Here is a 24,503-nt window from a genome sequence, read left to right as displayed (position 1 = left end):
TGCTGTTATATTTTACCCACAAAAGTCACACCGGCACCATTCCCGAACAGAGTTCGCCTACCCGTAGCCTTTCACTATGGTATGTGCCGGCGATCGTTTGCAAAGGTAGTTAAAAGCGGACAATAATCAAAGAAAAATGGCGTTTTTCTTGCTTTTTAGCATCAAAATTGGGCCGTGGGTACAACAATTTGCAGGTTTTAGGGATGTTTTTAATAAAAACGTCCCTAATAATTTGCAAGATTCATTTCTTGTTGTTAACTTTGCGTGTAACAATAACATTAAAAACAGATATATAGATGATAATAACTAAGAACATTCACCCCGGCTCAGCTTCATGGAAGGCTTTCCTTGAGATGGGCGCCAGATTCGAACATTCACCCGACTGATCGGTTTAACTTATCAGTTCCTGTGTGTGTGTGCTGACTGATGATCTCAGGCACACTTAATGTTAAATAAAAACAAATATGAATATGAACAAAATTGAAAAGAGGGAATACTCTCTTTATGGGATTGTGTATCCCAGTGATATGCATAAATTGCGTGCTTCGCTCGATCAATTGGCTATAGCTATCAATGAGGTTTATAGTCAGAGTAATCCCGACCAACTAGTTAGGGTTGAGTTTGATTTTAAGCTCATAAGTAAAGGCGATGTGTATAAGTTTTTGGTAAAGGCAACCACTCAGCCTAATGGTTTAAAATGCTCACAGCGTAAACTGGCTGTTATTCTGGCCACGTTTACCAATCTGGCTGATAATCCTGTTTGTAGCAAACGGGTTAACACCATACTGCGCAGTTATAAACGCTATAAAAAGTTATTGAAATGATGGATATCAACAAACTAAAGGTATCACTATTTGCTAACCATACAAGCTACTCTAACGTACTTAAAACTCTAAATGAGATTGTACACCTTATACGTTACGATAAAATTGTTGCCGCCAATACCGTTAGCTATCGTAAAACAATGGCAGCGATGGGCAAAAAGCAGGCTGATAGTTATATCAAATCGCAACTGCAGCCTGCCTTTGGTGTGGCAGTAAATTTTAGTGGGTTAGGACATAGTGCGGCGCAGGCCTGTGGATGGACGAGGCTTGCCCTGTGTGATATCGATCATTTTGAGAGTGTGGAAGAATTGGAGGCCGCCATCGAGCGGCTCTCCAAGGATCCGCATGTACTGTTGATGTATCGCTCGATAGGCGGATTAGGTTTGCACATCATCTATTGTTACGAGCGCGAGGGTGGTAAACGTATCGATGATACCTCGTGGCAGGGCGCTTTTATCAAGGGTAATGAGTATCTGGCTGCCGTGGCACAGCACCCTTACGATAAGGCCAACAGCGATTTTACACGCTTGTCGTGTTTGGCTGGCGATCCCGATGTGTATTTTAACGAGCAGGCCGTACCTTTCGTTATTTCCGACGATATGATAGTGGAACAGAACTGCGAGCATCAGGAACACGGCCGTCCCCGTAAGGTTTACGATGCTAAATCGTTCGAGGTAAAAGCTGAAGAGGCGTGGCAACATATCGAGCAGCAGTTGTCGCAGAAACAGATACGCTATGAGCCTGGTCACCATCACGATTACATACTGCATGCCGCTTACCTGTTTAACCGTTACGGTGTGCCGAAAGACGAGCTTGTGAAGTTTGCCGATGTAGAGTGGCGCGACCACACAAAGAAAGAGCGCGACAGGGCCATCAGTCATTGCTATAAAAAGGAAGCACTGCATGGCACCTGGCGCCTGCCCGGGATGGAGAAACCACGCGGTAACGTACTGATGACACTGCCCGAAATAAGAAAATGGCTATCCGAACGTATCGTGTGCTGCTTTAATATATTAACCAACGCCTTGCTATGGTGCTCGAGGGATGATATCGCCGAAACTGATGGGGATGATGATGATGACCTGATTTCTTCGTTGCCGCCATTAACATCCGACAAATGGCAACCTGTTGATGATGTAGAGATAAACACCCGCATGTATCAGATAGAACTTGATACTGGAAAGCGTGTAGAGGAGAAACATCTGAGGGCTGTTTATAAAAGCGACTTTGCGCTGAAAGTGCATCCCATCCGACAATATATGAAGCTGCTACCTGAGTGGGATGGTATCGACCGTGTGAAAGAGCTATCCGACCATATCCATGCTGTTTCGGCCACACCGGATATGACCGACAAGGAGGCACAGGAGGCCATGCACTGGGCTTTTCATAAATGGATGGTGGCTGCGGTGGGCACATGGCTCGACGACCGTGTAATGAATCACTGTATTTTTACGCTCGTTGGTCCGCAGGGAAAGTATAAAACCGAGTTCTTCCGTCATCTGCTGCCACCACAGCTCCAATCCTATTTTATGGAGAACCGCACCAACTCTGTATCGCAGAAAGACGATCGTATAGCTATGCAGGAGCACTGTGTGATAGAGCTCGAGGAGGTGTCGGCTTTTGAGGGCACGGAGCTGGCTAAATTGAAAGCATTGGTTACTGCCGATAAGATAAAAGAGCGCCCTGTATATGGTCGCGCACGTGAGGAGAAACCACGTTTAGCCTCGCTATGCGCATCAACCAACGAGCAACAGATATTGACAGATGCAACCGGTAACCGGCGATGGCTTTGCTTTAAGTTAAGCGAGATTGACAGTCCGTTTGAGTGGACCATTGATTACGCACAGTTGTATGCTCAGCTACAAAAGGAGTACTATGAGGGGTTTAAGTATTACTTTTCGAAAGCCGACGAGAAGCGTGTAAAGCAACTTAACGAGCCTTTCAGGGTTATCAGCCCCGAAGAGCAGATGATTGTGATACGTTTGCGCAAGCCAAAGAAGAATGAACCTTATCAATTGATGAGTTCGCAGATGATAAACCTGTTTTTAAACTATGGCAGGCATAATAACTTTTTCTCAAATCGTAAGATAGGGGATATTATGCTCGAACTGGGATATGAAAGCATGCATAAGCGTAATGGCAACTTCTTTAAGGTTGTTGAAATCCCGCTCGACCATCAGCAAGTATATATTGCCTCCGAAGATTTTAACTTTGAATTTAAAGAGGCGGATGACGACGAAGCGGCTGAATATCAGCAACTTGGACTGCCTCTGTGATCGAAAGTGTGAATCAGTGAATTAGCAATATGCAACTTTTATCATACAAAAACTAAAATGTTGCACATTTTCCTTTTTTGTATACAAAACTTTGTATTTCTCTAATTCACAAAATCACACTATTATATATAAATAGCTGAATACCAATAAGTTAAATAGTAAAATTTTTAAATAATATAAGTAATTATGTTAGAAGTAAAAGACTATTCTAAGCAAGAACTGGCGGATGCGCTTTATGCTGGTAACATTAAACCTGAGAGCCGATTGCGCAAGCTGTGGCGTGAAGTTAACGGGTGCCCCGACTTGTTGCGCGATCTGCAACGGCTGCACTACCATTCGGGCGATTCGGGGTTTACAGCCCAGATGGTGGAGCGCATCAAGTACTGGCTGTGTATTGACTAACGGGGTGGGGGCGATGCATCATAAAAGAGTTATTCAAACGTTCCATTCTCGTATTCTTGCTGGAATTGTGTACACGTCTTGCCTGTGGCTTTCTTGAAGAACCGCATCAGATGTGAAGGCTCTGAGAAGTGGAAGTCGTAGGCAATCTCGCTGACCGTCTTGTGGCTGAACAACAGTCCGTTCTTGATTTCGGCCAGCAGGCGTTGCTTCAGCAGGACGGTGGCTGGAACACCATATTGCGCCATGACGCTCTGGTTAAGCGTCACCCGGCTGACGTGCATCAGGTCGGCATATTCCTGCACACGCTGCAGGTCGCGGATGTGCTGCTCCATCAGCTCCACAAACAGGAAAGCGTAGTGGTTCTTCGGCAGTTCAAAGGGCAGACTATATGTCTCGGTATAGCGTCGGTTCAAGACGGCCAGCAGATAGTAGAGCACGCTGACGATGATATGGTAGCTGTCGGCTACAGGCTGGCGCAGTTCGCTGCGGATTTTCTTCAGCAGCCGTTCGTATTCCGCCAGTTCGTCGGCTGTTGCCATGAAGTATGGTGGCGTGTCGGTCTGCTGGCAGTACTGCAGGCGATAGACAAAGAACTTGTCGGCAATAAACGTACGCATGAAGTCGTTGCGGAAGATAAGGAAATCGTAGTCGAGGGCATCTTCGTCAATGTGCCATTCCTGCTGCTGGTGGGGCTTCAGGATGAGCACCATGCCATCGCGCAGTTCTATCTTCTGGTAGCCCAGCAACAGATAGCCATTGGCCTTACGGAAGAAGAACATCTCGAAAAAATCGGTCTTGAACACGGGGTATTCCGTCAGCACGCCCCTCCGCTCACTGCCATGGGCGGTGTTGATAAAGAAATCTACACCACATTCCGTCTTGCTGAAAGGCACCTCTACGAGCCTGTATGTTGTTTTTGCCATACCTCTTTATATGATTTCGGCTGCGAAGGTACGAAAAAAGCGTGATTTATCAAAATGGCATAACAACATGTTGTTCTGGTATAGACATCTTTAACATTTCGCCGTACCTTTGCACCCAGAAATCAAAAAAACAGAAAAGAACATGAAGATTCAACAGATTAGAAACGCTACGATTAAGATTGAGTATGCCGGTAAGGTGATGCTGATAGACCCCATGCTGGGCGAAAAGGGCTGTATGCCTCCGTTTCCGTTCTCGCACCATCAGGAATTGCGCAACCCGATTCACGACCTGCCGATGACGGTGGACGAACTATTAAGGGATGTGGACTGCGTGTTGCTGACCCATCTGCACACTGACCACATAGACGATGCCGCTTATAAGCAGCTGCCGAAGGAAATGCTCATCGTCGTGCAGGACGAGCTGGACCGTGAGGTGGTCGTGTCGCATGGGTTCAAGCAGGTGAAAGTGATTGAGGGCGAGATGCAGCTGGGCGATGTTCGTCTGTCGAAGGCTGAGAGCCATCACGGCCACTGGTGGATGCTGCCGAAGGCCGGCCACACCTGCGGCTATGTGTTCCAGCACCCTGCGGAGCCCACGACCTATCTGGCTGGCGACACCATCTGGTATAGTGGTGTGCGTCGCAACCTTGACCGCTGGCAGCCCGATGTGGTGATAGTCAATGCTGGCGGCAACAAGTTTCATGTGGGAGGGCATGTCATCATGCACATTCCCGATGTGCTGAAGACGATGGACTACGCACCGAAGGCCACCTTCGTGGCCACCCACCTGGAGGGCGTGAACCACAATCACGTCACCCGTGCCGCACTCCTTCAGGCTGCCAGGGAGCATGGAGTGGCTGGGCGCGTCCACATTCCCGAGGACGGTGAGAGCGTGTTGCCACAGGAATTTAAGGAAGTATTAAAACAACAGGGTTATGATTATAAATGACAAACAAGTGCAGTCGGTGATGACAAAGTCATCGCTGCCTGTGGGCGGTTATTCCGTCAATCCGTACGTGGGCTGTACCCATGCCTGCAAGTACTGTTACGCCTCTTTTATGAAGCGCTTCACAGGTCATACCGAGCCGTGGGGGACTTTCCTCGACGTGAAGTACTGGCCTGCCATAACCAATCCGCACAAGTACGACGGCGAGCGCATCGTCATCGGTTCGGTGACAGACGGCTACAACGAGCAGGAGGCTGAATACAAGCGTACCCGTGCACTGCTGGAACAGCTACAGGGTGCCGACTGCAAGATTATCGTCACCACGAAGAGCGACCTCGTGTTGCGTGACCTCGACCTGCTGAAAACGTTCAAGCGCGTCACGGTATCGTGGTCTGTAAACACCCTCGACGAGCAGTTCAAGGAAGCGATGGACGATGCGCCCAGCATCGAGCGACGACTGGCTGCAATGAAGCAGGTCTATGAGTCGGGCATCCGCACCGTCTGCTTCGTGTCACCCATCTTCCCAGGCATTACCGATGTCTTTGCCATCATCGAGCGTGTTAAGGATTATTCTGACCTTGTATGGCTGGAGAACCTGAACCTTCGCGGACAGTTCAAGCCCACCATCATGCAGTACATCCGCGAAGAGCATCCCGACCTGCTACCGCTCTACGACGACATCTACAAGCGCAAGCGCCGTGACTACTGGCAGACGCTCGCCCTGCAGGTGGAAGCCTACACGATGGAGCACCAGATGCCCTACGTCATCAACGACCTGCCCTATGGTCGCTCAGAGTATGGCCATCCCGTCGTGGTCAACTATTTCTACCACGAGGAAATCAGGCTGACGCGATAGCATGACTTCGATTATGCAGGTGCGCCATCACTTGCGAAACTTTAGTAAGTTTAATATAGGAATGTTATAATAAGATAGCCTACGCCAATGCTCACAAAAGTGGTGATAAAGCCCGAAAGCTGGAACGAGTGGTTAAGCACGTACTTGCCGATACGGGTAGTACCCGTGGTATCAAAGTTGATGGCTGCCACCTCGGTAGGATAGTTGGGGAAGAAGAAGTAACCGTTGACAGCGGGGAACATAGCCACGAGTGCCAATGGCGGAATGCCCAAGCCAATACCCAGCGGGAAGAGCGTGCGTACCGTGGCTGCCTGCGAGAACAGCATGATACTCATGATAAACAGGGCCACGCTGAACAGGAACGGATACTGTGTTACCACGTCGGCTATGTGACTCTTAAAGAACTCCAGGTTGCCATTAAAGAAGGTGTCGCCCATCCAGGCAATACCAAAGATGGCTATCATGGCATTCATACCTGCACTGAATATATTGCCGCTCACAGCCTGCTTCACACTGGCCTTACCAACCAGCAGAATCACTGCTGCCATCGACATCATCAGTATCTCGATGGTCTCAGGCATCGATAGCTGGGTAACCACGCCGTCAACCTCGAACGATGGACGCAGCGAAGGGGCGCTACCAAAAACAATCACTAGCACAACGCCCAACAGGAATGCCAGCACACTCCACTTGGCACGTGGATTGGGACTCTGCTCCATCTGTGCCATCGCCATGGCTTCGGCTTCCGGGTCAATCAGTCCTTCACGTACACGGCGCTGGTATTCGGGATCATCTTCAAGTTCCTTGCCCACACGGTTCTGCACAAACGAAGCCACCAGGATGGCTATCAGCGAGGCTGGGATACACACCAGCAGGATATCCTTCAGTTCGATACCCTGTCCGCCAAGCAGGTCGGTGGATATAACAGCTGCCGTAGCCGCCGACATGGGCGAACCTGTGATACCTAACGAGGCCGCGATGGTGGCCACCGTCATGGGGCGCTCCGGACGAATCTTAGAATTCTTGGCAATCTCAGAGATAATAGGCAGCAGCGAGTAAGAGGTATGGGCTGTGCCTGCTACCAAGCAGAACAACCAGGTGGTGAGCGGACCATAATAAGTAATGTGTGTAGGGTGCTTACGCAGGAACCTAGCTGCCAATCCTACCAGGTAATCCAAGCCACCAGCAGCCTGCAGCGCCGCCGTAGCCGTAATTACCGATGCTATGATCAGCATCACATCAATGGGCACCTTGCCGGGGTGCATGCCGAAGATAAACACGAGTATGAACACACCCACCATACCGTAGATGCCCAGTCCGATACCACCAACCCTGGCGCCGATAAATATGAGGGCCAATACGATAAACAGTTGTAAAATAACCAAGAATGTCACCATAGATTGTAAAATAATTAATAGAGTAAGATGGTTATATTGTGCAAATATACGATTAATTATGATAGCAACAAAGAAAAAATCGATTTTATTTGAATGAATGTTAAATTAATGCAGAATCTGCCGATTGTACGGATAGTGCTGAATATGCAGACAAAACGCTCTCCGAAATGTGGTATCTTTGTAAGCGGTAAGCAAGATGAGCCGTGGGGATGGTACTTATGCCTCACTCAGACGTCACGAACCACTCGTTCAGATTATTTCCATACCCCTATAGGGATTATCCGAACACCTGGTAAAGACTATCCGGATAGCACACGCAGACTATCTGAGCAACCCACAACCTACCTCGGCTGCCGAGAACATTAAACATTAAAGATTAAACATTAAAAATGAGTCAGAAGTTTATTAAACTAAAGAACAACAACCGCGCCAATGCGAAGGCTTACGGTAAGTATTTTGCCACTGCAGTTTACGACAACCATTTTGTGGGTACCGACGAGATTGCTGATTTTATCCAGCGTCAGGCCTCGGTTAAGAAGAGTGATATCAAGGCTGTGCTGCAGGAGCTGGGCGAGGCCATGAAGCATTTCTTTGAGATGGGACAGAAGATTAAGCTGGAGGGCATCGGTATCCTGAAGGTTGGTTTTTCGAGCATCGGTGTGGCAAAGGCTGAAGAGTGTTCGGCTTCAACCATCACTACACGTCGCATCCTGTTCCAGCCAGAGACAGAGCGTGTTGTGGTTGGTCAGCAGAAGCGCACGGATGGCACCGTTAAGCAGAAGTATGTTACGGCCATCTCCCTGCTGAAGGATGTGGTGTTCGAGGAGACACATGATAACTCCATGAACACCGAGAGCGAATCACCCTCTACTGGTAATGGCGGTGGCAATACCGGTGGCAGCGGTAATACCTCAGGTGGCGGTAACTCAAGTCACGAGCCTATTGGTGATTAAGCCAATTTCTTCGTAAGCCGAAGAGGGGAGATTCTCCTTTTCTTCGGCGCGAAGAAAAGAAGTAAAAGAAGCATCCACCTTCCCCAAGCCCCTCCCTATATGGAGGGGATGTAGTTGATTCCGAGGGAAAACCCTCTCCATCAAAGTTTTGGTATGGCTCTCCAGCCTTTGTCCCTTCGGGATTCGCCATATATTTCTTAATGGGGAGTGCCCCATACCCCCGAATCACTCAAAAACATTCCGCACGAAGAGGTATTTATAGGAATGAAAATTCTTTGAATCGACATTGAGTTTCGGATTGCGGAACGCAATCTGAACAACGAAATACGAAAAGCTGTTTGAGCGTAGCGAGTTCTTTGAGTGATTTGAAGAATTTGTGTTCCGGCCTCTGAGCTCAGGACGTTTTTGCACCTTTCTTTGTTTCGTTTCTTTCAGTGATGAAAGAAATGAAAGATATAGATAACTTAGTATTAATTTAATTTGTAGTAATTTTATGATAAAAGTAAATTGGAATAGAGTAGCTAAGTGGTTGCGATTTGCAGCAACAGTGATTACAACAGTTCTGGGAACTATTGCTGTACAGTCATGCGGTCGATAACAATGATTGTTCTTCATTGTTCGGCAGTGAAACCCTTGCAGACTTCATCGGCAGCCCAGATAGATACATGGCATCGCCAGCGAGGTTTTAAACTCGGCATTGGCTACCATTACGTGGTGCGTCGTAACGGAGAGATAGAGCAGGGTAGACCGGAATGGTTGGCTGGGGCTCACTGCATGAACCATAACAAGTACTCCATCGGTGTGTGCTACGAAGGAGGACTGAATGCCCGCGGACAACCCGCCGATACGCGAACACCGGAACAGAAGGCGGCCCTGCGCACACTACTGGCTGATTTGCATCGCCGCTATCCACGTGCGGTTATCGTAGGTCATCACGACCTGAACCCGATGAAGGCCTGCCCGTGCATCGAGAACGTAACCCAGGAGTACGCCGACTTTCAGCCCGAATAAAATCAAAAAATCCTAAATCCCAAGGCAAATTTGTTTTGCTTTGGGATTTCTTTTGTATATTTGCCACATATTTTTAGAAGAGATAATGGATCGTAGTCAAGAAATCATCCGTACCAGTTGGATTGGTATTGTAGCCAATGTGCTGTTGGCTGGCTTTAAGGCCGCTGTAGGAATACTGGCCAGTAGTGTAGCTATTGTGATGGATGCCATCAACAACCTGAGCGATGCACTGTCGAGTGTCATCACCATTGTTGGCACTAAACTCTCGCAACGTCCTGCCGACAGGAAGCATCCCTTTGGCTTCGGGCGTATCGAGTATTTCAGCGCCATCATCATTGCTGTTATTGTACTGTCGGCAGGTATCACCTCGCTCATCGAATCGGTGAAGAAAATCTTCGACCCCACAGAGCCAGAGTACACTACCACAACACTGGTGGTTATTGTGGTGGCTATCGTGGTAAAACTCATCCTTGGCCAGTATGTGAAGAAGAAGGGCGAACAACTGAAGAGCGATGCGCTGATTGCCTCCGGCTCTGATGCGCTGTTCGATGCCGTTATCACGCTGGCAACGCTTATCTCGGCTGGTGTTATGCTGCTGTGGGGTGTATCGCTGGATGGTATTCTGGGTGCACTGATATCGGTTGTGATTATCAAGGCAGGTTTCGAGATGCTGGCTTCGCCTGTAAACGAACTGCTGGGTACGAGTATCTCGGAAGACTTTGCCAAACAGATACAGAAGGAGGTCGCAGATTTCGAGGGTGTTCATGGTGTTTTCGACCTGATACTGCACAACTACGGCCCTGACGTAAAGATTGGTTCGCTGCACATCAACGTATATGATACGATGACAGCCCACGAGATTCACGGACTGACACGACGGATTTCTTCGCAGATGTATGTGAAGCATGGTATTATCATGACCGTTGGCGTATATGCCATCGCTACAGGCGATAACAAGCGGGCCGAGTTGCAAGCAACGGTGACACAGACCCTTGCAGCCCACAAGGACATCGTACAGGTGCACGGCTTCTACTATTCAGAGAAAAGGAAGTATCTTTCAGTAGATGTTGTGCCTGATATCTCCGTCCACGACGAGGCTGCCTTTATCAGTCAGCTTACCGCAGAACTTCAGCCGTTAGTGCCCGACCAGCAAGTGGTTGTCGTAGTGGATCATAACTATAGTGAATGACAATGAAAAAATATGACAGCCCCTGACATATTCTTACTGCCATTTCTGAGCTCGGAACGCTGCCCATCGCTTTTCAAACGAAGCGAGATGCTGTTGTTTAAGATCCTCTGTCAAGAATGACTTCGTGATGCTCAAGCGGAAGAGCTGCTCCAGTTCGTCAAGACTGAGATTCCATGCCACTACTGCAGCAAAAACATCATCGACATAGGGGTTGCCCTCTAAGTAGGCAGGGTCGTCGTCGCAAAGCACCACACTAACTCCCTGACGGATATAGTCTTTGGCAGGATGCTGGGTGAGGTCATCTGCATAACCCAGGTAATGGTTCGAGATAGGACACACCTCCAGGGCGATACCCTTTTGTTTGACTTGCGCAAGTACATCGGGATATTTATACAGATTGAAACCGTGACCTATACGCTCTGCACCCAGCGACAGGGCACTGCTTATCTCAACGTTGTCTGACTTCAGACTCTCTCCTGAATGAAGTGTGAGGTGCAGGTTAGGATTCTGTTTGCGGGCATTCGCCAACAGCTCTTTGAAATCCGTAAGCCTCACGCTCAGGTCTTCTTCATTGACCAAGTCTAAGCCGACGAGGAAATCCTTGAGCCCGGCTACGGTGTCCTTCAGATTCAGACTTACATAGACGGCATTATCAATAAGCATTTCGTTATATTGCGTTTTGTCATACGCATCAGTCTTGGCCTTGAGTCCACAGCCTATAAGGCGCACGCTGAACTCGGGGTTCTTCTTGCGAGCAGTGTTCATGGCACGATAGAAAGCACGGCCTCGTTCCAAAGCCGCAGCATGGTCGCCGAAGAACAGAGGCCTTAGCTCCATGTGAACCACGCCTTGATCAAGATAGAAATTGAAGGCGCGTGTGTAATAGTCCTCTAACAAAGAAACCGATGATGTCAGGTTTATGTTTTTGTCAAAGATTCCCTCAAACCAGTCCCATGCACGCTGAGTTCCTGTGCCTTTTATCGTCCAAGCGCGGACGAAATCATCTTGCGTGCATCCGCTTTTCAATGCATCGGCCATGGTCTTGTAACCTTCGGGACAAGGCGTACCGTCGCCAATATAGCGCAACATGCCAAAGTCCTTTCCCGCAACACAACAAACAACCAATTCGTTTGGATGATCGCTCACAAACTTTATCAGTTCCACGATGGGCAATAATGCATCACAATGCACATGCAGGTCGGCTCCCTTAGGCATTACCTGACACATTCTGTAGAGCAAACTTTGACGGAACGATGCTTCAGGTTCAAAGAAATTCGCCTCAGCCAACTGATAGCTTATATACGATGATTTATACTCGTCGAAAGCCTCTTGAGTGGACAAATCTTTTACCGGGTTATCGACAGAGTTATCGACCGTACAACCAACCAGAGCCAATTGTAATGTAAGTGATACTAGTAGTAGTTTTTTCATTCTTCCAATGTGTTTATGTTAATTTGATTGTTCAAAAGTAGTAAAAATCCAGCAGAATTCAGTACTTTTGTGGCAACATTTAAGATGATTTAAGTATATTTAAAGCGCTGTGGAAATACAGTTTTCCTTCATAATAGACATAACTGATGGGAACGGCATAGGGGTAGTCATCATCACCAAGCAATGCTGACACCCATCCTAAAACAAAAGAACAGTTAAATTCTAAGGCAAAGTGATACTGCTTTGGGATATTTTTCGTATCTTTGCAAAATAATTACTAAACAATATGACTATGACAAATATGATTATAGATTTAAAGAGTTTCTTTATATCGCTTTTGAATGTAGTTTGCGAGATGGCTCCCTACCTGCTGTTGGGATTCTTCATCGCAGGCGTGCTACATGTGTTTGTGCCACAGAGGTTCTATGCCAATTATCTTTCGCGCAACAATAAGTTTTCGGTGCTTTGGGCGGCGCTGTTGGGTGTACCCCTGCCACTGTGTTCGTGCGGAGTAATCCCCACTGCTATTGGTTTGAGGAACGAGAAGGCTTCGAAGGGAGCCATTGCCTCGTTCTTGATTGCCACACCACAGACGGGTATCGACTCTATTTTGGCCACATTCTCGCTGATGGGACTTGGCTTTGCCATTATCCGTCCTGTGGCTGCACTTATCACCGGTGTTTGTGGTGGACTGCTGGTGAACCGACTGGTTCGCGAGGATGATATCTCCAGCATCGACAACTGTTCGTGTGAGGTGGAAAGTGGAAACAGAATTTGGCGTGTTCTGCGATATGCCTATTACGATATGCTTCGCGACATCGGTCTGCGACTGCTTATCGGACTGATAGTAGCAGCGCTGATTCAGGTGGCTGTGCCTGATGAGTTTTTCCTCAGTTTCGGCAGTCAGCCATTGTTGCAGATGCTGGTGATTCTGATCATTGCAGTGCCGATGTATATCTGTTCTACGGGTAGCATCCCCGTGGCAGCCGCGCTGATGATGAAGGGACTCTCGCCTGGTGCAGCATTGGTGATGCTGATGGCAGGGCCTGCCGTTAATCTCGCATCAATCCTGGTGGTTCATAAGTCGATGGGGCGTCGTTTTACATCGATTTATCTGATGACCATCGTAGGCTTTGCCGTTCTCTTCGGCCTGCTGCTCAATGCTACGGGGCTCGACTTTGCCGTTGCCGTTCAGGATGCTTGCTGCATGAATGAATCGGCTATGCCAAGTGTGTTCAAGATTGTTTGTGCCACAGTATTAACATTATTAATTATATTTGCGCTTATGATGAAGTTTTTCAGCAAGTTTACCACCAAAAAAACGTTAGCCCCCGATGTAACCATCTATCGCGTTGAGGACATGCATTGCAGTCATTGCGAGGCTGCCGTGGTTCGTGCCGTTGAGGATTTGCCTGGCGTTGAGAAAGCTAAGGCCAGTGCATCTGCCAATAGCCTTACCATCAAAGGCACTGCTACCGAAGAGGCTATCCGTGCCGCCGTTGAAGGTATTGGTTATACGTTCAAGGGACGAAAGTAGCACTACCTTATTTTGCATCCCAAAAAATTAAAACGATGATTAGAAGAGCAGAAATAAAAGATATACCAGGTATTATTGAACTGTTGCATCAGGTAAACATGGTGCATCATGTATTGCGCCCCGATTTGTTCAAGCCCTATACCACCAAGTATAACGAGCAGGAACTGGAGGCTCTGATAGGCGATGACAGCAAACCTATCTTTGTTTTCGAAGATGGGGGAGTGTTAGGCCATGCTTTCTGCAAGATAACCGAAGTAAAGGGCGACAAGTTGCTGCAGGACATCAAAACACTGTATATAGATGACATCTGTGTAGATGAAAATGCACGCGGCCAGCATGTGGGCAAGGCTTTGTACGAATACGTGCGCGATTACGCCGCATCGATTGGTTGTAACAACATCACCCTGAATGTGTGGGAGGGTAACGATGCCGCATTATCCTTCTACAAAAACATGGGCATGAAAGTACAGAAAATAACCATGGAAGTTGTGCTGTAACTTTGCGACAATATTATAATAACTAAACAATTACGATTATGAAGGTTTTGATTTTACAAGGCTCTCCAAGAGCTAATGGAAACACCGCTTGGATGGCGGAAGAGTACAAGAAGGCTGCCGAGGCAGCAGGTCATGAGGTGACACTGGTGAACGTAGCCAAAATGAAGATTGCAGGCTGCTTGGCATGCGAGTACTGTCATACGAAGGGCAACGGCACCTGCATCCAGAAGGACGACATGCAGGAACTCTGCCCCATGATGAACGAGGCCGAGGTAATTGTACTGGCTGCACCCATCTACTACTTTACAATCTGTGCACAGATTCAGGCTGCTATCCAGCGCATGTACTGCGTAAACAAGCCAGCCAACGTGAGGAAGATGGCGCTGCTGATATCGTCGTACTCGCCTGGTGTATATGATGGTGCTAAAGCCGAGTTCCGCGATATCTGCAACTACTGGAAGGTAGAGAACATGGGCTTTGTTACTGCCAAGATTGACGAGCAGAAGACCGAGGAAACCAAACGGAAGGTAGTGGCACTTGCTTCGATAATATAAACGATACCAAATAAATCATAAATCCCAAGGCAGAATCAACATGCTTTGGGATTTTTTCGTATCTTTGCAACCAAATTATTAAAATTCTATGATAAGTAAAGATATACGCGAACAGATAATAGCTTTGGTGCATAAAGAGGTGGTGCCTGCTATCGGGTGTACCGAGCCGATGGCGGTGGCCCTGTGTACGGCAAAAGCTAAAGAGCAGTTAGGCTGTAAACCAGAAAAGATTGTGGCCCTGCTGAGTGCAAATATCCTAAAGAATGCCATGGGTGTAGGTATTCCAGGCACAGGTATGATAGGACTTCCCATTGCCATTGCCCTGGGTGCGCTCATAGGCAAGAGCGAATACCAGTTGGAGGTGCTGAAAGACCTTACTCCTGAGGCACTTGAAGAGGGCAAACAATATATCACGGAGGATAGAATTGACATCCGGTTAAAGGATGGAAAGTGCGACAAACTGTACATTGAGATTATTGCATCGGCAGGCGACCGACAGGAAACGGCTATCATCGCAGGCAGTCATACCCATTTTGTTTCGGGTGATGCCAGTTACGCCAGGACTGCGGCGAGCGATGAAGATGACGAGATAGCACTGAACATGCGACTGGTGTACGACTTTGCAACTACCGCTCCTTTGGACGAGATACGTTTTATTGAGGAAGCACGCACCTACAACATGAATGCTGCCCGCGAGGCGCTGAAGGGCAACCACGGTCATAATCTGGGTAAGACCATCGATCGTCCGCTGGCCAAAGGCATCTTCGGTAACAGCATCTATTCGCACATTATTTCGCGAACAGCTTCGGCTTGTGATGCCCGTATGGGTGGTGCCATGATTCCTGTGATGAGTAACTCAGGTTCGGGTAATCAGGGCATCTGTGCCACAAACCCCGTATGTGTGTATGCCAAAGAAAACGAGAATACGGAGGAGGAACTGCTGCGCGCCCTGATGCTGAGTCATTTGACGGCCATCTATATCAAACAGAGTCTTGGAAAGCTGTCGGCACTCTGCGGTTGTGTGGTAGCCTCGATAGGTTCAAGTTGTGGCATTACCTACCTGATGGGAGGCGACTACGAGCGTATCTGCTATGCTGTAAAGAATATGATTGCCAATCTGACGGGTATGATCTGTGATGGTGCCAAACCATCGTGCTCGTTGAAGATTACCAGTGGCGTCAGCACGGCTTTGCTGTCAGCACTGCTGGCTATGGAGGGCAAATGCGTATCGCAGGACGAAGGTATCGTGGACGACAGTGTTGACAAGAGCATCCACAATCTTACCAGCATTGGTGCCGAGGCCATGTGTAAAACCGATGATATGGTTTTGAACATCATGACCTCGAAAAAGCATTGAATATCTCAATAGAATTTATTTGATAATCAGCTTATCACCCTGCCAGTGAATAATTAAATACGACAGAATTCAACAAAAGTTAAATCCCAAGGCAAAACAATTGTGCTTTGGGATTTTATTTGTACTTTTGCAGCCGAATATATGAAACTAGCGAATAAACGACATATGGCGGCTTGGATGCTATTGGCAGTTTTTGTGCCAATACTGCTGCTGTCGTCTATTCACATTCATGAAACTGGCGATACAACAACTACCGAGTGTAACGACTGCGTACACCATAGTTGTCATGGTCACCTTTCGTCGGTGGCCTCGTGGGATCACGACTGCGTGCTGTGCCAGTTCCTGACGCTGACTATGTTGGCAGCCGCTGTGATGGCTGTTACGTTATATGTTCATGTATGTATCAAGAGTTATGCCCAGCCCTTGTGCGGATTTCGCACCTACAGCTGTGGCAACATCGTAACCCGAGGTCCTCCAACACTCTGATTACCTCGGATTATTTACATACATATATATAACATACAATTAATTACAAAACAGAATGAAAGCAAGATATATCATTCTGCCATTGTTGTGCGTATGCATGACCGTGGCAGCTCAGGATAATAGTAAACATCACCATATTGAAGATTCAACAGATGTGTTTTTCCGCCATCTGAACTTAAACGAAGTAACAGTAACAGGCGTAACGGGCGATACAAAACTGAAACACGCTACAGCACCCGTGAGCATTGTTACACCACAGATATTAAAGGCCACGGCCTCTACCAATATCATCGATGCCATCGCCCATCAGCCAGGTGTGAGTCAGCTCACTACCGGTGGTAGCATCTCGAAACCCATCATCCGCGGACTGGGTTATAACCGCGTGGTAGTGATGAGCGAAGGTGTGCGCCAGGAAGGACAGCAGTGGGGCGACGAGCATGGCGTTGAGGTTGATGGCAGCAGCGTGGGCAGTGTTGAGATACTGAAAGGTCCTGCCTCGCTGATGTACGGATCGGATGCTATGGCAGGTGTGGTTATCCTGCACGCTCAACCTACATTGGCCGAGGGCGAGCTGAAAGGCAATATCAGTACCGAATACCAAACCAACAATGGTTTGTTTAATTACTCATTGCAAATGGCAGGCAACCAGAAAGGTTTTGTGTGGGACGCCCGCTATAGCGATAAGATGGCACATGCCTATAAGAATAAGTACGATGGTTATGTGCCTGGCTCACAGTTCCGCGAAAGAGCAGGACGACTGATGCTGGGCCTGAACAAAGGGTGGGGGCACTCGCGCTTGACGTGGACTGCCTATCACTTAACACCAGGAATCGTTGAAGGAGAGCGTGATGCTGAGACTGGTGAACTGGAACACGAAGAGGGTTGGACCGGACATCAGTACTCGAAAGCACTCCCATTCCAGCAGGTAAAGCACTACAAGGTGGTATGGGACAACTCGCTGAACCTGTCGTCGGGCTACTTGAAGGCCATCATCGGCTACCAGCAGAACCGCCGCCAGGAGTTCGAGGAAGAGATGGATGAGTACGAGCTGTATTTCAAGTTGCACACACTGACATACGACCTGCGTTACGTTACCAACGAGTTTAACGGCTGGAAACTGTCGACTGGTATTGGTGGTATGTATCAGAAGTCGGGTAACGAGGGCGAGGAATATCTGATTCCCGACTACCGACTGTTCGACTTCGGTTTCTATGCCACTGCCACCAAGAGTCTTGGCAACAACTGGACACTGAACGGTGGATTACGCTACGATCATCGCCGACTGCACGGTTACGAGCTGATGGAGGATGGCGACGTTCGTTTCGCCAACTTCAGTCGCCATTTCAATGGTGTAACAGGTAGCATCGGTGCTGTATGCAACATTAACGAGCATTTTAATGTACGCTTGAATCTGGCCCGCGGTTTCCGCACACCAAACATGAGCGAACTGGCTTCGAACGGTGTACACGAGGGTTCTTTGCGCTACGAGATTGGTAACCAGGATTTGAAGGCTGAATATAGTATGCAGGCCGATCTGGGACTGGAGTTTACTTCGCAATATGTATCAGCACAGTTGGCACTCTTTGCCAATCGCATCGATAATTACATTTTCACCCATCGATTGGCCGAGGAGATTGAAGAAGGCTACCTGACTTATGCCTATACCCAGGGCGATGCCCGCTTGTTAGGCTTCGAGGCTGGCGTGGACTTACATCCTGTACACAGCGTACATTTCTCGAATACCTTCTCGTACGTTGATGCACAGCAGATGCATGCCGATCCTGGCACCAAGTATCTGCCCTTTACGCCAGCACCCAAATGGGCTTCGGAACTGAAGTGGGAGCTGTTCCACCACTCGCATACCACAGTAAATCATCACCATACTACCGATGCAGCCCACCGTTCGGTGCTGAACAACCTCTTTATCGCCGCAGGTCTCGACTGTTATCTGAAGCAGTCGCATATCTATAGCGCCGACGATACCGAAACAGTTACACCCGGCTATGCGTTGCTGAATCTCTCGGCAGGAACCGATATTCAGGTAAAAGGTAAGAAGATAGCAGAGTTATACGTCACCGCCGATAACTTGCTGAACAAGGCCTATCAGAACCACCTGAGCCGTTTGAAGTATGCCGATGAGAATGTGGTTACCGGTCGCCGAGGCGTATATAACATGGGCCGCAACATCACCTTCAAACTGGTAGTGCCCATCTCTATGTAACGCGAATACCTACTTATGGTTAATCGCAAATGTTGCGTTTAAATGTTGCGCAATGCTTAAAACCCCGTGTTTTAGGTATTGCGCAACTCATTTTTTCGCCGTACCTTTGCACTCGTTTTTAAACAACCATTTTTATACATTATTAATTTAAACTTTAAAAGAGATGAAAAAGATTGTAATGATGATGTTTGCCGCCCTGTTCGCGATGAACGTAATGGCAGACAACGTGAAGTTCAAGGTAACCAACATTCGCTGTCAGAACTGCGCTAAGCGCGTAGAGAAGACGCTTAAAGCAAACGAGGCTGTACAGGAGGTTAATGTTGACCTGCAGGCCAAGACCGTATGCGTGAGCTACGATGCCAAGAAGGCTAATGCAGAGGCCCTGCTGAAGACCCTGACCGATGCTAAGTACCAGGCAGAGATCCTGAAACAGTGCGATGGCAAAGAGGCCAAGGGTGGTTGCGGCAAGCACGAAGGTAAGGAAGGTGGTTGCGGTAAGCACGAAGGCCAGAATGGTCATGGAGGCTGCGGACACCACGCCAAGAAAGAGGCCGAGGCCCAGAAGTAACATTAACCATTAATGAAAAGGCACCACGCTGTTGCGGTACTACGGCAATAGAAGTGCAACAGCGGTGGTGCCTTACTTATTTTTAGATAAGCATGGCAAAAGTATATAATTTGGTTGAGACCATCGTAGGGTGGCCTCAGAAAACACGAGTATATTTCGCATTATTAACACTAATTTTCCTTTTTTCTCAAAATACAGAGGCTCATCCGCTTAAAGGTAAGGTGGTTGATGCCAACGGCAATCCGCTGATAGGCGCAACTATCAGGGTGAACAACTCGAAAGAGGGAACCGTAGCCGATGCCGAGGGAAACTTCAACCTGCAGTTGACTTCGAACAAACTGCCGGTGGTCATCACCATCAACTACCTGGGCTATGAGAAACAGGAAGTGAAGGTAATTAGTAATAAGAGCAACCTGGGTACCATCAAGCTGCACGAGGATGGCTACTCGCTCAACGATGTAGTGGTTGTGGGCTATGGTCAGCAGTCGCGTAAGAAACTGACAGGTGCCGTATCAAAGGTGAAGGGCGATGTGGTGAGCGAGGCCACACAGGATGCTCCTATCATGGCCCTGCAAGGAACTGCATCGGGTGTGTATGTGGCACAGGCATCAGGTGTGCCTGGAGGCGGTTCTACCAGTATGGTGATCCGTGGTGCCAACACACTTACCGGTAGCAAGGATCCATTATATATCGTGGATGGTGTACCCCTGAACTCAAACCCTGAGAACCCCATCGCATACACATCAACCGGACTGTTGGGTCTGCCCGATGAGTTGTCGCTCATCAACCCCAGCGACATTGAGAGTATCGAAGTACTGAAGGATGCAGACGCTACTGCTATATATGGAACGCGCGGATCGAAAGGTGTGGTACTGATTACAACAAAGAAAGGTCGCGAGGGTCGCGTAAAAGTAAACCTGAAGATGAGTACCACAGCCCAGTTTATGAGCAAGCGACTCGACTTTCTGAATACAGAGGAATACACCGCTTTGCGCCGCAAGGCTTTCGAGACAGATAAGGCTAAGGGCTACGTGACTGATGCCGACCTGACACCCGCAAAATTTCCAGACTTGACACTTTGGGACCAACATACCACATACGACTGGCAGGATATCCTGTTTGGCAACACCGCCTGGGGCACCGACATACAGTTGAACGTGTCGGGTGGTAACAAGAACACCTCGTTTATGATTAGCGGTGGCTACTACAGTTCGGGTACAGTAACCGTAGGCGAGGATAAGTACACCCGTTGGACAGGTCGTTCGAACGTGCAGCACCAGAGCGACGACCACCGATTGCATTTGGATGCAGGCATATCTCTGACCAAACTAAAGATGGATGCCGATGCAGCTGGTTCGGGCTATTCGGCTGTAGTATCGCAGCCCAACATGCCACCATACGACGAGAACGGCGATCCCTATTGGCTGATGGAGAACAGTAACTACAGCTCTCCACTGAGTATTCTGAACTATAGTGGCACCAACGATGCCACATCGCTTAATGCCAGTTTTAATGGTAGCTATCGCATCTGGGACCAGTTGGCCTTTAAGCTGCAGGCTGGTTATAACTACAGCTCGAGCGACCAGAAAGACTTGTATCCACGCAGCTATTATCATCCACTGAGCACAACAGCCTATAATCAGGCAAGATATTATTCGATGAACACCAGTACGTTGATTGTTGAGCCACAACTCACGTTCAACTGTCAGATTCTGGGAGGTAAAACCGACTTCCTGCTGGGTACAACCTATCAGAGTTCGGATACTCATGTATTGTATCTCTATGGACAGAAATATCCTGGCGACATCTTCCTGAAGGATGCCAACGCAGCATCGCTCATCAATTATCACAAGAATCCTTCGACACAGACCAAAAGCGCATCGTTCTTCGGACGTATCACCTACGACTGGCAGGACCGCTATCTGCTCAATGCCACCTTCCGTCGCGATGGTTCGTCGCGATTTGGTAAGAATCACCGCTACGGTAACTTCTACTCGATAGGACTGGGTTGGCTGTTCAGCAATGAGATGTTTATCAAGAACAACCTGAAGTGGCTGAGCTATGGTAAACTGCGCCTTTCGTTAGGTCGCACTGGTAACGATGGTATCAGCGACTATCAGTATATGACCAAGTATACCACCAGCCAGTATCCTTACGAGGGCAGCGTGGGTATCGTTCCCAGCAATCTGGCTAACGACGATTTGCACTGGGAGACTACCGACAAGTTTGATGTTGGACTGGAGCTCGGATTCTTCAGCGATCGCATACTGCTGACCGCCAACTACTATTACAACACCAGCAAAGATCTGCTTACACGACAGTATCTGCCAAACCAGACTGGATTCTCGTATATGATGACGAACCTGGATGCAGAGATTGTGAACAAGGGACTGGAGTTGGAACTGAACACCCAGAACATCAAGACCAAGGACTTCCGCTGGACCACACAGCTGACACTGACCATCCCCAGCAACAAACTGACCAAGTTTGCCGACCTGGAGAATTCGGGCTACTACAACACCTACGAGATAGGCAAGTCGGTGAACATCATCCGCGGCTACAAGTATTTAGGCGTTGACAATCAGACGGGTGTGCCAATGGTGCAGGATCAGAATGGCGACGGTAAGATTAACAGCAACGACGACTACATCACACTGGGCAGTAAAGATCCTAAATATTACGCCGGATTGCAGAACACCATCAAGTGGAAGAACCTGACCTTCGACTTTAATCTGTACTATCGTAACAAGCCTATTGAATACGGCTATCTGTGGATATTCTACTATCCACTGGGTATGAGCGAGAACGTGACCCGTGAGATGGCCAGCAACTACTGGACTACACCGGGAGTTGATGCCAAATATCCCGGACTGACGACAACCAGTGCCAGCGACATCTACGATGCTTACTACCGCTACATGTCGTATAGCGACGCAGCATTCAGCACAGGTAGTTATCTGCGCCTGCAGAACGTGCGACTGGCTTACGACTTCGACCAGAAAGTGATTAGCCGACTGGGCATCAGCGCCCTGCAGCTATACGTTCAGGGCAAGAATCTGGTAACCATTACCAACTATGATGCGTACGACCCTGAGACCAGCGTGAAGGCTGTGCCACCAACGCAGTCGGTTGTATTCGGATTAAACGTAACATTCTAATTATTAATAGGTATGAAACTGAAATATATCGCATTATCATTAACAACCGCTCTTGCACTCACCTCGTGCGAAAGCATACTCGAGATTGATCCGCCTACCGACTCGCTAACAGCCGAGGTGACATTCTCAACCCCCGAAGGCATACGTACCGCCGCAACTGGATTCTATACAGACAACTTTCTGAACAACCTGATGTACTATCAGGGACTGGAGCTCTACGTGAGTCAGATAACTGACGAGCTGCTGGCACGTTCAGGTCAGTTTGCCGATTTGTATCAGAACAACTACAACTCATCAACAAGCTATATTCCCAATTTGTGGAGCGCCCCATATTCAAGTATCTATGGCGCTAACGATTTCTTGGGACATGTAGAGGGGTCGACAGTGATACCTGCCGACGAGCTGAATAAGTATCGTGGCGAGGCACTGTTTTTTCGTGCCAACGCTTATTTCTATCTGGTTAACCTGTTTGGCGATGTACCTCTGCTCACTACTTACGATGTGAGTGTGACGGCTACTGCACCACGCGCACCAAAGGCCGAAGTGTATCAGCAGATTATAGCCGACCTACAGCAGGCACAGCAGTATCTGAAGGATGCCGGCAATGGTACCACCCGTATCTCGGCCGATGCTGCTACAGCCCTGTTGGCCCGTGTGTATCTTTATACCGAACAGTGGGATAAAGCCATCAGTGAGGCCAACAAGCTGATACCTACAGCCGATGGTGGACTGGGTAGTAAATATGCCCTCGAAACAGCCCAGCGCGTATTCCTCTCAACCAGTAGCGAGGCTATCCTGCAGAGTAATCAGGAGGGATTTATCGGCACAGGCAGCTACGTGGGCTACACCCGTATCGGCAATCTGTTTATCCCAAATGCCCGCGCCACTTATGCCAGCTACTACTTCAGTGATGAGTTGATGGACGACCTGCGTTCGGAGCCAACCGACCTGCGTAACGAGTGGATAGGGGAGAAGGCCGGCAGCGGTGGTAAGACATACTATTATCCTTATAAATATAAGAATATGACCACTCCAGCCAGTGCGGCCTCGTACGAGAGTTACGTGATATTGCGACTGGCCGAGATGTATCTGATTCGTGCCGAGGCAAGCGCACATCTGGGTGATGCAGCACAGGCCGTTGCTGACATCAACAAGATTCGCCATCGTGCCGCACTTAGCAACTATGCAGGCGGGCAGGGTAAGGACGAGCTGTTGTTGGAGATTGAGAGTCAGCGTCGCAAGGAGTTCTTCTTCGAGTGCGGTCATCGCTGGATGGATCTGAACCGTACGGGTCGTGCCGATGCCATCTACAGTAAGAACAGCTATAAAAAGGTGAACTGGCAGTCGTACAAGTCGCTGCTGCCCATCCCCGAACAGCAGATAGGTCGTAACCGCAACCTGACACAGAATCCCGGATATTAATCAAAATCATACAAAATAAGAATATGAATAGTAAGATCAAGCTTTTTAGTATCCTAGGACTGGCGCTCTGCATACAGAGTGCTGGTCTGAAGGACGATACCATCACCAAAGAGGATGGTACGTACATCATTAACACCACGGAACTGGGTAAGAATATCGAGGGTTATAACGGTCCAACCCCGCTGAAAATCTACATCAAGAAGAACAAGGTGGTTAAGATTGAAGCTCTGAAGAATCAGGAGACTCCCAAATACTATGCCCGTGTGAAGAAGGCGCTGTTTGAGAAGTGGAACAATCTGAAGGTGAGCGAGGCTCAGAAGTTGCAGGTAGATGGCGTGACCGGCGCCACCTATACATCCGAAGCGGTGATTAAGAACGTACAAGCCGGTTTGGATTATTACAAGAAACATAAGTAATACCTACTTATAATTAATCCGTTTCTGCATACGTGGTAAGTGCGCCGTGCTTAAAATACCATGTTTTAGGTATTGCGCA

21 protein-coding genes and 1 pseudogene are annotated in these 24,503 nt (G+C 48.3%); 18 read left to right on the top strand and 4 right to left on the bottom strand.

Annotation, left to right across the window (positions count from 1 at the left end; translation table 11 throughout):
• Positions 1-470: 470 nt before the first annotated feature.
• The 3 genes from T499_RS0111730 (at position 471) to T499_RS0111710 (ending at position 3,502) form a co-directional block, all read left to right on the top strand.
• The gene (locus tag T499_RS0111730) at positions 471-824 is read left to right on the top strand and encodes a hypothetical protein (protein ID WP_157054606.1); all 354 of its coding nucleotides are present in this window, start codon (positions 471-473) and stop codon (positions 822-824) included.
• Positions 821-3,100 carry a VapE domain-containing protein gene (locus tag T499_RS14320; RefSeq protein WP_084163131.1) on the top strand — a complete coding sequence of 760 codons (2,280 nt, stop codon included), beginning with the start codon at positions 821-823 and terminating at the stop codon, positions 3,098-3,100. Before T499_RS0111730 ends, T499_RS14320 begins: the two co-directional genes overlap by 4 nt.
• Positions 3,101-3,286: 186 nt before the next feature.
• A complete protein-coding gene (locus tag T499_RS0111710) occupies positions 3,287-3,502 on the top strand; it encodes a DUF4248 domain-containing protein (protein WP_033151123.1) in 216 nt (71 codons plus the stop codon).
• A gap of 29 nt (positions 3,503-3,531) precedes the next feature.
• Here T499_RS0111710 and T499_RS0111705 read toward each other — a convergent pair whose 3' ends face one another.
• Positions 3,532-4,425, bottom strand: coding sequence for a helix-turn-helix domain-containing protein (locus T499_RS0111705; RefSeq protein ID WP_033151122.1), 894 nt, complete (start codon positions 4,423-4,425; stop codon positions 3,532-3,534).
• A gap of 142 nt (positions 4,426-4,567) precedes the next feature.
• Between T499_RS0111705 and T499_RS0111700 the strand changes: the two genes are divergently transcribed.
• Positions 4,568-5,374, top strand: a complete 807-nt coding sequence (locus T499_RS0111700; RefSeq protein WP_052173695.1) for an MBL fold metallo-hydrolase — start codon at positions 4,568-4,570, stop codon at positions 5,372-5,374.
• A complete protein-coding gene (locus T499_RS0111695) occupies positions 5,361-6,227 on the top strand; it encodes a radical SAM mobile pair protein B (protein WP_033151121.1) in 867 nt (288 codons plus the stop codon). The genes T499_RS0111700 and T499_RS0111695 overlap by 14 nt, the downstream gene beginning before the upstream one ends.
• A gap of 50 nt (positions 6,228-6,277) precedes the next feature.
• Here T499_RS0111695 and T499_RS0111690 read toward each other — a convergent pair whose 3' ends face one another.
• Positions 6,278-7,624 carry an anaerobic C4-dicarboxylate transporter family protein gene (locus T499_RS0111690; protein WP_033151120.1) on the bottom strand — a complete coding sequence of 449 codons (1,347 nt, stop codon included), beginning with the start codon at positions 7,622-7,624 and terminating at the stop codon, positions 6,278-6,280.
• A 389-nt stretch (positions 7,625-8,013) separates the two neighbouring features.
• On the opposite strand from T499_RS0111690, the gene T499_RS14315 reads away from it, so the two are divergent.
• From T499_RS14315 to T499_RS0111675, 3 genes are all read left to right on the top strand, one after another.
• Positions 8,014-8,577, top strand: a complete 564-nt coding sequence (locus T499_RS14315; RefSeq protein WP_052173694.1) for an HU family DNA-binding protein — start codon at positions 8,014-8,016, stop codon at positions 8,575-8,577.
• 585 nt (positions 8,578-9,162) lie between these two features.
• Positions 9,163-9,588 carry an N-acetylmuramoyl-L-alanine amidase gene (locus T499_RS0111680; RefSeq protein ID WP_033151119.1) on the top strand — a complete coding sequence of 142 codons (426 nt, stop codon included), beginning with the start codon at positions 9,163-9,165 and terminating at the stop codon, positions 9,586-9,588.
• 85 nt (positions 9,589-9,673) lie between these two features.
• The gene (locus T499_RS0111675; RefSeq protein ID WP_033151118.1) at positions 9,674-10,777 is read left to right on the top strand and encodes a cation diffusion facilitator family transporter; all 1,104 of its coding nucleotides are present in this window, start codon (positions 9,674-9,676) and stop codon (positions 10,775-10,777) included.
• Between the two features lie 33 nt (positions 10,778-10,810).
• Here the strand turns inward: T499_RS0111675 and T499_RS14310 are convergent, their stop codons facing one another.
• Both T499_RS14310 and T499_RS15020 read right to left on the bottom strand, forming a co-directional pair.
• The gene (locus T499_RS14310) at positions 10,811-12,208 is read right to left on the bottom strand and encodes an amidohydrolase family protein (protein ID WP_052173692.1); all 1,398 of its coding nucleotides are present in this window, start codon (positions 12,206-12,208) and stop codon (positions 10,811-10,813) included.
• Positions 12,209-12,308: 100 nt separating this feature from the next.
• A pseudogene (locus tag T499_RS15020) lies at positions 12,309-12,395 on the bottom strand (nitroimidazole resistance protein NimJ); the annotation flags it as partial.
• A gap of 105 nt (positions 12,396-12,500) precedes the next feature.
• Between T499_RS15020 and T499_RS0111665 the strand changes: the two are divergent.
• The 10 genes from T499_RS0111665 (at position 12,501) to T499_RS0111620 (ending at position 24,424) form a co-directional block, all read left to right on the top strand.
• Entirely contained in the window at positions 12,501-13,745 is a 1,245-nt protein-coding gene (locus T499_RS0111665) for a permease (RefSeq protein ID WP_033151171.1), read from the top strand.
• A 35-nt stretch (positions 13,746-13,780) separates the two neighbouring features.
• A complete protein-coding gene (locus tag T499_RS0111660) occupies positions 13,781-14,242 on the top strand; it encodes a GNAT family N-acetyltransferase (RefSeq protein WP_033151117.1) in 462 nt (153 codons plus the stop codon).
• Positions 14,243-14,280: 38 nt separating this feature from the next.
• Positions 14,281-14,796, top strand: coding sequence for a flavodoxin family protein (locus T499_RS0111655; RefSeq protein WP_033151116.1), 516 nt, complete (start codon positions 14,281-14,283; stop codon positions 14,794-14,796).
• 88 nt (positions 14,797-14,884) lie between these two features.
• Positions 14,885-16,153, top strand: a complete 1,269-nt coding sequence (locus tag T499_RS0111650; RefSeq protein ID WP_033151115.1) for an L-cysteine desulfidase family protein — start codon at positions 14,885-14,887, stop codon at positions 16,151-16,153.
• 141 nt (positions 16,154-16,294) lie between these two features.
• Entirely contained in the window at positions 16,295-16,639 is a 345-nt protein-coding gene (locus T499_RS0111645; protein ID WP_157054605.1) for a hypothetical protein, read from the top strand.
• Positions 16,640-16,694: 55 nt separating this feature from the next.
• Positions 16,695-18,860: a TonB-dependent receptor gene (locus tag T499_RS0111640; RefSeq protein WP_232221097.1), complete on the top strand. Its 2,166-nt coding sequence runs from the start codon at positions 16,695-16,697 to the stop codon at positions 18,858-18,860.
• Between the two features lie 163 nt (positions 18,861-19,023).
• Positions 19,024-19,428, top strand: a complete 405-nt coding sequence (locus T499_RS0111635; RefSeq protein ID WP_033151113.1) for a heavy-metal-associated domain-containing protein — start codon at positions 19,024-19,026, stop codon at positions 19,426-19,428.
• Positions 19,429-19,520: 92 nt separating this feature from the next.
• Positions 19,521-22,586 carry a SusC/RagA family TonB-linked outer membrane protein gene (locus tag T499_RS0111630; RefSeq protein ID WP_084163129.1) on the top strand — a complete coding sequence of 1,022 codons (3,066 nt, stop codon included), beginning with the start codon at positions 19,521-19,523 and terminating at the stop codon, positions 22,584-22,586.
• A gap of 12 nt (positions 22,587-22,598) precedes the next feature.
• A complete protein-coding gene (locus T499_RS0111625) occupies positions 22,599-24,008 on the top strand; it encodes a RagB/SusD family nutrient uptake outer membrane protein (RefSeq protein ID WP_033151112.1) in 1,410 nt (469 codons plus the stop codon).
• Positions 24,009-24,031: 23 nt separating this feature from the next.
• On the top strand, positions 24,032-24,424 hold the full coding sequence (locus T499_RS0111620) for an FMN-binding protein (protein ID WP_033151111.1): 393 nt from the start codon (positions 24,032-24,034) through the stop codon (positions 24,422-24,424).
• Positions 24,425-24,503 lie beyond the last annotated feature (79 nt).

Origin of the sequence: Prevotella sp. RM4, from assembly GCF_000701965.1 — a bacterium.
Classification (GTDB): domain Bacteria; phylum Bacteroidota; class Bacteroidia; order Bacteroidales; family Bacteroidaceae; genus Prevotella; species Prevotella ruminicola.
Note: the sequence above shows the minus strand (reverse complement) of the source record. Positions and strands in the feature narration are given on the sequence as shown.